The 12569-nt window shown below is 40.6% G+C and carries 7 protein-coding genes; 1 reads left to right on the top strand and 6 read right to left on the bottom strand.

Features of this window, described 5'->3' with window-relative positions:
* Positions 1-23: 23 nt before the first annotated feature.
* The 5 genes from I2H87_RS01705 to I2H87_RS01685 all read right to left on the bottom strand — a co-directional run bounded on the left by I2H87_RS01705 (position 24) and on the right by I2H87_RS01685 (position 8997).
* Complete coding sequence (locus I2H87_RS01705) at positions 24-1553, bottom strand: ABC transporter substrate-binding protein (RefSeq protein ID WP_195609180.1); 1530 nt, start codon at positions 1551-1553, stop codon at positions 24-26.
* A 191-nt stretch (positions 1554-1744) separates the two neighbouring features.
* Entirely contained in the window at positions 1745-3316 is a 1572-nt protein-coding gene (locus I2H87_RS01700; RefSeq protein WP_195609179.1) for a response regulator transcription factor, read from the bottom strand.
* Between the two features lie 19 nt (positions 3317-3335).
* Positions 3336-5018, bottom strand: coding sequence for a sensor histidine kinase (locus I2H87_RS01695; protein ID WP_022152402.1), 1683 nt, complete (start codon positions 5016-5018; stop codon positions 3336-3338).
* A 116-nt stretch (positions 5019-5134) separates the two neighbouring features.
* Positions 5135-6547 (bottom strand): MFS transporter, encoded by a 1413-nt coding sequence (locus tag I2H87_RS01690; RefSeq protein WP_022152401.1) that lies wholly within the window; start codon positions 6545-6547, stop codon positions 5135-5137.
* A 17-nt stretch (positions 6548-6564) separates the two neighbouring features.
* Positions 6565-8997, bottom strand: a complete 2433-nt coding sequence (locus I2H87_RS01685; protein WP_195609178.1) for an alpha-amylase family protein — start codon at positions 8995-8997, stop codon at positions 6565-6567.
* A 248-nt stretch (positions 8998-9245) separates the two neighbouring features.
* Between I2H87_RS01685 and I2H87_RS01680 the strand changes: the two genes are divergently transcribed.
* Complete coding sequence (locus I2H87_RS01680) at positions 9246-10433, top strand: helix-turn-helix domain-containing protein (protein WP_195609177.1); 1188 nt, start codon at positions 9246-9248, stop codon at positions 10431-10433.
* Positions 10434-10485: 52 nt separating this feature from the next.
* On the opposite strand, the gene I2H87_RS01675 is transcribed toward I2H87_RS01680, so the two are convergent.
* Positions 10486-12456, bottom strand: coding sequence for an oxidoreductase (locus I2H87_RS01675; protein WP_195609176.1), 1971 nt, complete (start codon positions 12454-12456; stop codon positions 10486-10488).
* Positions 12457-12569 lie beyond the last annotated feature (113 nt).

The raw sequence follows: 12569 nt of genomic DNA, 5'->3' as shown, positions 1-12569 counted from the left end.
CTTCTTCCCTTCACCTGATGCGATCATTTGTTTTCTGCCCGCCATGTGTCATATTGCGTCTGCTTTTCTTCTACAAGTTTTTCCATCCCTGCGTCTTCCAGTGCATCTAAGAATTTTGGAATTTCTGTTTCCGGATCAAGAAATCCGCACAAAATTCCCGGTAAATATTGGCTTGTTACATTTCCAATCGTTGCGATTTCCGTAGAAACAGGAGTTGAATCAAACGCAAATCCCAATGCCGGGGAAACTTTCGCTTCTTTATTTGCTTCCTCTTCTGTCTTTACATCCAGCGGAACGTTACCTTCCCATGTCTTTGCTAAAAATCTATTTCCAAAATACCAGTCCATACCCAAGTCATATGTGGAATTATCCGCATTCACACCTTCCGGGTATCCGATCAGTCCATCTTCTTTTTCTTCCCAGTGAACGCCTTCAATTCCATATACTAACAGATTCATTACGTCTGCATTGGTGAACATCTCATTTAAAAATTTCATGGATGCATCCGGATGTTCTGATGTCACAGAAATTCCGAACGAAGCGTTATTCACTCGATTTGTTGTAATGAACGGCGCCGTCAGCTTTTTGTATATTACTTCATAACCAGTTGTTTTCTCTATTTTACTTTCCATTATCTGTTCTTGTGAACCAAGTTCAAAATACCCAAACGCCCGTCCGTTTTTCAGGTAAGTGTCGGCAGATTCCTGTGTCGTCATTGCATCCTCTAAAATAAATCCTTCCTGATTCCAGCCGTACAGATATTCTGCCAGTTGTTTAAATTCTTCCGTTCCATACAGATTTACAAATGTTTCCTCATCCCCTGGCATCAAAGAAACCAGATCGTCACCAAGAGAATCTGCAAACGGAACGCTTGTCACCCTATAAGAAGCCGGATTCTGTGAACTTGGAACAAGAGATAATTCCGGATGTGCCTGATAGATTTTGGAAAACATCTCGGTCATTACATCCATATTTTTTGTATATTCTTCAAAATTTTCCGCCTCTACGATTTCATCTACCGGAAGATTTAATTCCTCAACAAGATCTTTGCGGATCACCAGTCCTAAAACGTCTGTTTTGGGTCCGTGTTCCGGCAATGCATAAACTTCGCCTGCTTTTGATGTACTTTTTAAAAACTCCTCGCCGATTATTTCCTTCGTTTCCGCACCATACTCATCCAGCAGATCACTCATCGGCATAAGCTGTCCATTTGTTAAATATGTACTAAAATTCGGACACATTCCAAATACATCGATCTGCTCTCCGCCGGACTGCATCAAACTGATCTGGGTATCGTAATTTGACCAGCTATATCCTTGCAGATCAACTTTTACATTGATTTCCGGTACCAGAATTTCATTCAGCTTCTCTTCGATCGGTTCCAGATCGACTGTCTTTCCCATATGAAAGGCGAATACAATTTCTTCGGTCTCCCCTGCTTCTTTTCCACTGTCTGTTTTTCCCTCTTCTGCTTTGGATCCGCATCCGGTTAAAACAGTTCCCATGACCATCATCAATGATAATCCAAGCGCGATTAATTTTTTTCTTTTCATTTTCCTGTGACCTCCCTTGTCCTTATTACTCTTTGTATGTAACTTCATTGTAACCATATTTTTACTTTTTTTCTCTCTCTTTTCCGTTCAGACTCACTACATATAAGACGAAAAGTCCGGCTTATTTTCTTTATTCAGCCGGACTTTTATCGATCATTTTTTCTTTTTATCACTAAAAAGAACATTTACTATTATTCTGTTCTGCATATACGTTTATATTCACTTGGCAAAACACCTGTGAATCTGCGGAAAACTTCTGAAAAATAGGAAAAACTGCTGTAACCAAGTTTGGTCGCTATATTCCCGATCGTATCGTTCTCTTGTTGTATCCACTCCTTTGCCTGTTCTATTTTTTGTTCCATGATATATTCGCTAAGAGATTCTCCCGTCTCTTTTTTATAAATCTTTGAAATATAATCGACAGAAAAATTTACTGCCTTCGCGATTTCCTCTCTGCTGATTCTTTCTTCCACATGCTTTTTTATATACTCCTGGATTTCCAAAATCACACCTTTTTCTTCTTTCTTAGACTGATAGATCCTTTCTATTTTGCAGACAGATTTTTTCAGAAATTCTACATATTTTGCTGAAGAATGCAGCGCCTGTTCCAATAGTCCCAATAACTCCTCGTCCCAAAACATTTCTTCTGAAATACTGTTTTCTTCTAAAAATCTATAAATTTCATATTCGCATTTACAAACATTTAATATAAGTTCTTTTAATTGAATATACGGAGCAGGACTCCACGACTGCTCTACAAGATTTTTGATTTCCGGGAAATTTTTTTCATGAAACAGACGTCTCATTTTATGATAAAACATTTCCCACTGATCCTTGTCTTCTACGGATCTTCCTTCCTCAAAAATTCCACTCTCCAAAGAAACGTTTTCCCGGTCAAGCTGCATTAGCTTTATATAGCTCAAATACAATTCTTCTCCATAACAGATTTCATCTGTATATGCCACCATTTTAGCTCCGGCAATTCTCTCGCAGGAATCCAAATATTTTTTCATTTTTTCTTCTAAATCAATCGTATTTTCTACCGGAACAATTACCCATAAATGAGAGTCGTCTATCCAGCCGCTCATATTTTTTGTTTTTTCGGTTAAATAGGTTTCTTTCGCAATATTATCCAAAATATATTGCATCAGTCCTGTACTCTCTTCCCATTCTTGTTTTCTTTTGCATATTTTCTTTACAGAAAAAAGAATCAATTGAAACTGCTGATTATAATCCCACTCGATGCCGATATACGAAGCTTCCTGAGACAGTTTTTCTAAATCCGATGTAGTTTTACTCAGTAATAATTCCTTCCAGAAATCAGTTTCTACTTTTCTTTTATTTCGCTTCCAAAGTCCGCCTCGTTCTTGTTCTTTCTTATCCAATCTTTCCTTTTTAATCTTTAGAACCAGCCCTTCCACGATTTCTCTAAGCTTTTGAAAATCAATCGGCTTTAAAATATAATCATCAACCTGACACCGCATCGCTCTTTGAGCATATTTAAATTCATCGTGACATGTCAAACAAACCGCTTTACATGTATATCCGCTTTCTCTGATCCATTCCAGCAAATCTAAACCGGACGTTCTCGGCATCTCTATATCTGTAATGATAATATCTATTTCTTCCTTCTGAAGGATCTCTTTTGCTTTTTCCACATTGAAGGCACTATATATATGATCAATATCCATCTCATTCCATGCGATATTTTTTTGCAATGCGCGTACTATATAAATTTCATCATCCACGATCAATAACTTCATATTTCCACCCCTCTTATCCTTACAGTTTAATCCGAATCTCCGTACATGCGCCTTTCGGCTCTAAATTATACAAATGAATCGATGCGTCTTCCCCATACATCATCTCCAGCCTGCTCCGCAAATTCATAATCCCGATATGATTCCCCTCGGCTTCCAATCGCTTATTATATCGTTCAAGATACTCTTTTGAATATCCGTTTCCATTATCTTTCACTTGGATCAGTGCCCTGTCGCCCTCTTTTTTTATTGTTAATGAAATAATCGTTTTTCCATATACATCAAGCGCGTATTTCATAGAATTTTCCAATAAAGTCTGTATCATCAACGGGGGAATCTTTATATCCAGCAATTCCGGATCTACCTTTTCCTCATAATGGCAGTCTTCCCCCATTCTTATTTCCATAATTTTCAAGTAATGACTGACATGAAGTAATTCTTCCTTTACCGATACATACTTTTTTCTGCTTCCCATAATATACCGCATATACTGCGCCAAATGCTTGGTGATCCGGTTCACCATCTCCGTATCTCCTACTTGCGCAGTCACACTGATCACATTCAATGCGTTCAGATAAAAATGAGGTTTCATTTGCAGATTCATATAATCAAGTTCCAACTGTTTTCGCTCTAAACTTTCTTCATAAGAATCGATTTTCAGATTGTGGATCTCTCCTACCATTTCATTGAAGGAATCGATTAAATGTTCCATTTCTTTACTTGAATTTTGATTTTCTATCCGGACACTTAAATTTCCTTTCTCAACTTCCGTAATCCCATTTAAAATTTTGTCAACCGGAGCAAATATACTTTTATTTAGTATATGGATAATAAATGGAATCCCAACTCCTAAAACGAGAAATAAAATCACTGTAATTACGATCTGCATATATCCCAAAAGACCGATACATGCTTTTTTCTCCACCACATTCATCAAACGAAAATCTCCGATTGCTGATTCGATTCCGCTTATTAAATACTTATTCCGGTTTCCGGCAAAATAAAAATCATTTAACGCGCCGTCATAAGGCAGATTTTCCAACTCTTCATCCTCTAATTTTGTATAAATCTGTCCTTCCTTCCCTGTAAAACAAAATTTACTTTCTACCGGTAACTCCCATCCCTGTACCGGTTTCATCAGAACGTCATATGTGGTCCAGAAACAAAAAATGATATTCTCATTTCCGGCAGCGCTCAATAATATCCATTCATCTCCGATTCGATACGTCCTCCATTGTCCGTTTAGTTCTGTAAGCTCTCCCATATGATCACGCACATATTCAAACACACTTCTTCTCATTTTGTAATCCGAGCCATAATCATTAAATAAAACAATAGAATTTTCATTTTTCGGAGAATATGCAATCTGTCCCTCCAACGAATGAAACCCTTGCATCCTCTCTTTGTTTTCCTGCTGATAATTCATTATAGCCTGATATTTTCGTTCCGGATCAAAAGAAGAAAAATCGTAAATACTTCCCTTTTTTATACTTTCTTTTATCAAAATCCCGGATGCCTTATTCAATTCTGCTTCCAGCTCTTTAACATGAACGTCCAATATACTTTGTATATTATGATAAATCTGCTGTTCACTCTTTTTTATTGCATATGTATTCAGAAAAAACAACAATAAAATCACCGGTAATGTAATTCCGATTACTGTAAAAATAATTTTACCTCGTAAAGAAATCCGTATGCCATTCATCGAATAAGCTGCCTCCATTTTGTCTTGATTTCTCAGTATCTAAGTATATATTGTACCATTTCTTCTTGTTTTCGCAATTATTTATTCAGAAAAATGGGGGATTTCTCCCCCATTTTCTATGCGTTCTTTTCTCTTCTTCTTTTTAATTCTTCTTGAATTTTAGGAAGTTTCTCTTCCAAATCAAATTTTCTGAAAATAAAAAACATAATCAAATTGATCACTAACGGAAGGTAGTTAGAAAATGCATAAATACCATACCGCATAGATGGTGTCGCTACACTTAAAGTGGCATCATACGCTGCTAGAGCAAGACATATCGATAAAATAATCGATCCGATTCCGGAGCCGATTTTTGTACCGATTCCGATTGCGCCCGATGAAACCGCAACCATTTTTTTCTCGTATTTATATTCATTATAATCCACTGCCATCGCAAGAAGCACTCCATATAAACACATCATTGGAATCTGTACAAAACTTCCCAAAAGACTTGTTGCTACATAAAGTGTAAAATTGGCCGGAACAATGCATCTGATCCCTGCCGTCAGTGCCGCGCCCATTAAACTTACCAGAACGGTCTTTCGTACACCTAGTTTTGCTATGATCGTTTTCGACATTGCAAACCCCAGAACAGTCGCAAGCATCCCCAATCCTCCGATCATCGCAACCAGATTGTCATTTCCGAAGATCCATTTGCAATAATACGTTCCTGCCGTTCCCGCTAAGGAGTTCGTTACCTGTGTGATCAAATTAAACAGCAGGACAATCACCCAATATTTGTTTCGGAAGAGACAAGATAATGCTTCTTTTAACGGCACATTTTCCTCCTCTTCCACTTCTCCTCCCTGTTCTTCCTGCCGGACATTTGCCATCTTTGCATTCCGTCCGTTTAAATAACAAACAGACAACAGTAATAATACGACTAAAGCAATGATCACACCATATTTGATCCATGCATTTTGATTTCCTCCAAGCATATTCGTAACCGGTATCGTCACAATCGCTATGATCATACCTGACATATAGGTAAATACTGCCCGGAAGATTCCCATCGTCTCTCTTTCACTCTGACTGTTTGTACGAATTACCATCACTGCCGCAAGCGGTGTCCCGATCAGCGTCATGCACACTGCCGTAAGTAAAATATTCGTAACACACGCATAGATCAACGCAGGCAGCTGTCCCGCTTTTATCGGAACAGTGAACAACATCACGATCACGATTGCAAATGGAACCATCATTTGTGCAACCCATTTATAATACTTTCTATTTCCGCCTTTTGAATGATCGATAATGTTTCCAAACCATACATCCGTGATCGCGTCGATTATTTTCGCGATCATCATAATAATTCCGATTCCGCCTACTGCCAAGCCCACTTTATCTGTATAAAAATACGTGAGCTGTCCCACCAGATTGGCAACCAGATTTAATCCCATCTGTCCGCCTGCATCTGCCAGATAATCTCTTTTTCTCATCACCTTTTGGACTCCGTTTTTATCCAATCCTAATTCTTTCGTTTTCCCCATTTCTTCTCACGCTCCTTTTATGCTTCAATGGTCAGTTGATATTGAACACCGGCTGCGGTTCCGTCTAAATGAAACTCCACATTATTCTCTGCACTTTCTTCTGTTTTTTCAGATAATACATTTCCAATCGGATCTAAAATCCTCAATCTCGCTCTTTTTGCCTTTACCAAAATCACACCTTCCAGTGTTTCTGCGAAAAGTTTTCCCTGAAAAACACATTCTGTAAACGGAATCCCCATCATTACCGGTCCTTGTTTGTAGATTGTCTGATCCATCCCCGTCGTTCCCAATGCAGTCAAAATAAAATCTGCCGCCTTATCCATGCAAGGCGTATTCATCGGAAGACAAGAGATGGAAATCCGCTCGTTTTGGGCATGGATTTTCAACTTATCCGACACTTCTATTTCTGCATCCGGCTTTCCGCTGAAATAACTGCAAAACGGAGTTTTGATCTGAAATTTTGATTTCTCCGGATCAAATATAATTTCTTTCGTATCCGACACCAGTTTTCCTTCCAGATACCCTGCATCCTGCTCCAAAATATTCCAGCTTTTCATTGCGTCATCTACATATTTAGCAAATTGGCGGTAATCGCCTTCACCTGCTATTTTTTCAATTTCCGTAAATACCAGTTCTTTTTCACCGACAAAAACTCCCGGATCCGTTTCCGTCCCCTTTACAGCTCTTTTTTCCAACCGGTCTCCATCGTAATATTTTCGCATCGCATCCCGGTATTTAGACCATGCATAGTACACGCCATGCTTTGCCTCACTAAGATCCGCTCCGTTCAAAAATCCTGCATTTACCGCAAGATCCGCATCACCTTGATATTTTTCTCCCCCGTCTAAAAATACATTCCGCATTTCCATAATATACGGGAAGAATGTGCTCGGCATTCCATGATAGTTTGGAAGTGTTTGGAGATCATTTTGGGTATACACAATATCAACTTTGTGTTTTGCCTTTCCGATCAGCCCTTTCAGAAAAACCGAAGCCATAAATCCCCATTGGCATATCACCGCCGGATCATTATACACGTCAAATACATTCCATATTTCATCGGAAGGCTGATCGTCCCAGTTTTCCGATGTATGATGATTATACAAGATCAATCCATCCCAATCGTTTAGACAAGCGTAAGCGATTGTATGTACAAAAGCGGTTGAATGGAAAGGATGTTCTCCATATTCGTTCCACTCGCTCAACATAAATGGTTTTCCCTCGACGATTGCAAGTGACGCCATATTCAAAAGCGTTGTAGCCATCGATCCGATTCCTTTTTGTACCGTAAGCGGATGAACTGATACGTATTCCGTTGGTCCCGGCACTAAATAGGTATTATTTTGGATCGGCAAAAGCGGATGATTAAAATAGCTGTTATTTTCCATTATATCGCCGTCAATATGCCCGTAGACGTCCGCCGCTCCGCCTAATAAATTACTGGTAACAATCGGGACTTTTACCCCAAGGGAATGCAGATAATCTTTCATCATTTTATAGAAATTACGATTCATCCAGATTCCAAATTCCATAAAATCTGCGTATCGTGCCGGACCTGAAAAATCCTCCCATTCTCCCATCGGATCATTTGCCGGCTGGACAAAACTGCCCTCTATAACACGAACGGTCCCTTGCTTTGGATCTTCCTCTTCCCCAAGAGCACATTTCCCTTCATAAGTCCACGCCTCTTTTAATCGTTCTCTTGTATAATATTTCATAAGCAGAAAGTCATTGAACCGCCGTTGAACTTCTTCCCGATACGGCTGCATTTCTTCTCTCGCATCTGCCTCCTGCGCTCCTTTGATCGCAGATTCCTCATTATTGATCTGAACGGTCACTACCGCCGGATCATCGATCAACGCAAGTCCCGTATATGGATTTACATGACATAATAATTGCTTCGCATATTCTTTTTGAAGTTCGATCATTCGAGAATCATACATCGGGTATCTTTTTAAACATGAACCGGGGTTCCCCGGATAATTTAATCCGTCTTCCTGTGTAAAATCTCTTGCAACGATCAAATCTATATGCAAATAAATCCCTTTTTCTTTCAGCTTTGCAATAAAATAATCAAAACGATCCAAACCTTCCGGATGGAAATTTCTCCCATTTCCCCGATCATAGTCTAATAGCGGGGCAACTCTGCAGCTTGACCAGCTTCTTGCCTCATCCGTAATCGGTGCATCTGCCGCATGAAGTCTTATAATATTTACTCCCATGCTTGCAAAACGTTCAGCAAGTTTTTCTGCGGTTTCATGGGTTGGTGTATTCGCCCTTGCCGCAACATTAAATCCCAGAAATTTAGCCCTTGTTCCATCTTCAAAAAACAAATGCCCATGTTTCGTCTGCACAAATCCATGTTTTCCCGCCGGCGCATCTAATAAATGGGAATAATTTAAAACGCCTTGATTCGGTATCGCTTTGTGGATTTGAATATTTTTTTTCATATTCCCTCTTCCTCCTCATCATTTTTCTTCGTCCGTATGTAATTTTCAAGGTACATTTTATTTCAGATAATTTAACAACGTTGTTTTATGATAAACCTCTCTTTTATCACATAGAACAGACTATCATGTCTAAGCCGTCAATTATTGTAAAATATAACTCAAAATTATAAAATACAGTATTGAAATTGATTCTTTTATTCATTATAATTTTTATAAAAGAGTACTTTCATCGAGTAAAAGGAGTTTTTATGGACTACATTCATTTTTGTCGAAGCTATTTTAATGTTACCCACATTCCTGTCAGCCTGCTGGAAAATTCAGTCCCTGTCTATTCTTCAATTTCGGAAGCCTTATCCATACCGTTAGAAAAAAAATTTCCTTTATTTCCTCCCTCTAGAAATCCGGAAATCTGTATTCTCTCGCCAGACCTCGAATATGGACATATCGAAATTGAAAATACTGATCTTGATCTTATCCTCGGTCCTATTTTTAACCTGTCGATTTCTGACGAATTAATCCGGCAATTTATGCATGAGCAGATGATTCCTCTGCAATATAAAGAAGCGCTGTCAGATCTTCTGTACAGCTTACCGAAGATCAGCCATATCCAGTTACTTGAAAATCTTTCTTTGCTTCACCTTTGCCTAAACGATCACTGTATCACTCCGGAAGATTTATTTGAAGAAGATGAAAAAAATTTGCTGCTTCGCTCACAGGCAGAATTGAAACATCATTGCGAAAATCTGGAAAATGAACATTTTCATACTTCCTACGCTTATGAATTGCAGCTCTGTGAACTTGTGCGTAATGGAACCCCCGAAGAATTGAAGAATTTTTTGTTTTCTTCCCAGTCGCTTTGGTACAGTGGCAAGCTTTCCTCCAGTCCGTTGCGTCATGCGAAAAATACATTTATCAGTTTAATTTCAAAAGTCGCTTTAATCGGCGCCATTCCCGGAGGCGTGAATATTGAAAAAACCTATCAGCTTATTGATGAATATGTTCAAGAATGCGAATTGCTGCAGTCAATCGACTCAATCAATCGATTGCAATATACAATGCTTCTCGACTTTTGCCAGAGAGCCGGTGAACAAAAAATCCCTGCCGGTATCTCTTCCGAGGTCTATTTGTGTATGAATTATATTCGCACACACACAAACGAGTCGATCCATATTGAAGACGTCGCTGCCCAAATAAACCGAAGCAGCTCCTATATTATGAAACGCTTTAAATCCGAATTAGGAATTCACATAAATGCATATATTATGCGCTGCAAATTGGAAGAAGCGAAAAGTCTTCTTGTTTATAGTGAAAAGACACTTTCTGAAATCAGTAATTACCTTTGTTTTTCTAATCAATCCTATTTTCAAAATACGTTTAAAAAGCAATATGGGATAACCCCTTTGCAATACAGAAAAAAGCATCAGAAAATTTATTGATTTTCTGATGCTTCCGCATTTATAATCTCACTCGAAGTGCTATTCTGTTTTCTTACAACCGTACCGCCGTATAATATCCCTGATTTACCGCATGATAGATCAGTCCGACTTTGCTGCAGTCACCGATCACATAAGATTCGTCTACTTTTTCACAAAGTGCATCTACCTTATCGTACTCGGAGCGATAACCAAGCGCACATACAACGCTGTCCGCTTCGATCAGAAGTTCTTCTCCGTCACGTTCGCAAAGAACACCGTTTTCTGTTACTTCTTTTACCGTTGTATTGGTATAGATTTCTGCCGATTTTTCTACTTCCGGCATCAATCCGCCACGATAGAAAGAGTTGGCATCTGCCGCAACCTGATCGCGCATCTCGATCACGGCGCACGTTTTACCCTCATGAGCAAAAGATACCGCCGCTTCTGTTCCGACAAGACCTCCGCCCATGATCGCTACACGTTTTCCGAGTTTTTCCGGGTGAAGTTCTGCATCTGCCGCCATCACCACATTTGCCCCGTCAATCCCTTTGATTCCCGGAACCAGTTCTTTGGAGCCGATCGCCACGATCAATGCGTCCGGATCAAACGCCTCGACAAATTCCGGCGTCACTTCCGTATTCAGCCGTACTTCCACTGCCGCTCTCTCAACACGTTTTTTCATCACTTCGCAGAAATCCGCAATGTCTTTCTTGAAATAAGGAGCCGAAGCCGCATACAGATTTCCGCCGAGGCAATCAGCCTTTTCTGCCAGTGTCACCTGATGTCCTCTTGCTGCCGCTGTAAGCGCCGCCTGCATTCCAGCCGGACCGCCTCCTACGATCAGAACCCGTTTTTTGACCGGTGCTTCCGCTCTGCCATATTTCTCCGGAAGCTGCTGTCCCATTGTCGGATTGACGGAACATTTGACTGTCTCGCTCTTTCCGGTCTCACCAAAACATTCGTAGCAGCGCAGACACGGCGTAATGTCATCCGCACAGCCGCACAGTGCTTTTTCCGGCAGATATGGATCTGCAAGGATCGCACGTCCGATTTCCACAACGTCTGCCTGACCGGATGCGATGATCTCCTCCATCTGAGCCGGATCGTTCAGAGAACCGACACAGGCAACCGGAGTCTTCACATGCTTTTTGATCTCTGCCGCCAGATATACATTGACTCCGCGCGGATAAAATGCGGATGGATGGGTTCTGCAGAACATATCCGGATCTTCGTGATTTCCACAGGATACGTTGATCAGATCGACTTTATCATCCACCATTTTTGCCACTTCGACACAATCCGCAAGTCCAAGTCCGCTTTCGGTCAGATCGTCTCCGGAAAGACGGATCTCGATCGGGAATTCCGGTCCCACGCCCTCGCGCACTGCATCCAGCGCCATCATAAGAAAACGTGCCCGGTTCTCCAGACTTCCGCCGAACTCATCGGTTCTCTGGTTGAACACAGGAGATAAGAACTGGGAGAACAGCCATCCATGAGCCGCATGAACCTGTACCATATCAAATCCGCAGTCTTTACACAACTTTCCTGCTTTTTTGTAAGATTCTACAATTTCCAAGATCAATTCCTTCGGCATTTCCTGTACTTCTCCTGCCGGAGTCCTCTCATGGCTCGGACCGTATGCAATATCACAGCGATCCTGATCGCCGCCAACGCTGGCAAGTCCGCCGTATTTTCCTCCGTGGGAAAGCTGGATGTTGGCGTATGCTCCTGCGTTGTGGATCGCGCGCGCCGCCTGTGCCATTCCCTGTTTCACACCAAAAGAATCCAATTGCAGCTGCTTGTTATGTGATTTTCCTGTCGCAGAATGTACGATCGCCTCTCCATATGTGACAACACCCGCGCCGCCTTTTGCTTTCTCTTCCAGATAAGCGATCATTTCCGGCGTAAAATGTCCCTCCGTCGTGATCATGCTCGGACTGGTCGGCGCTGCGATGATCCGGTTTTTCATTCGGATATTCCCAATGCGAAGCGGGGAAAACAAATGCGGATACAGTTCTTTCCCTTTCCATTTTTTTGCACCCATCTTTTCTTCCTCCTTTTGTTTTTCGGAATATATTTTGTTATTTTTTTATCATTCAATGGTTAAATCATACCCTCCATATGCTGGGAACAGTCTGGAAACAAGTTCCCGCTCCG

This window comes from Mediterraneibacter glycyrrhizinilyticus, assembly GCF_015560805.1.
GTDB lineage: Bacteria > Bacillota > Clostridia > Lachnospirales > Lachnospiraceae > Schaedlerella > Schaedlerella glycyrrhizinilytica_A.
Note: the sequence above shows the minus strand (reverse complement) of the source record. Positions and strands in the feature narration are given on the sequence as shown.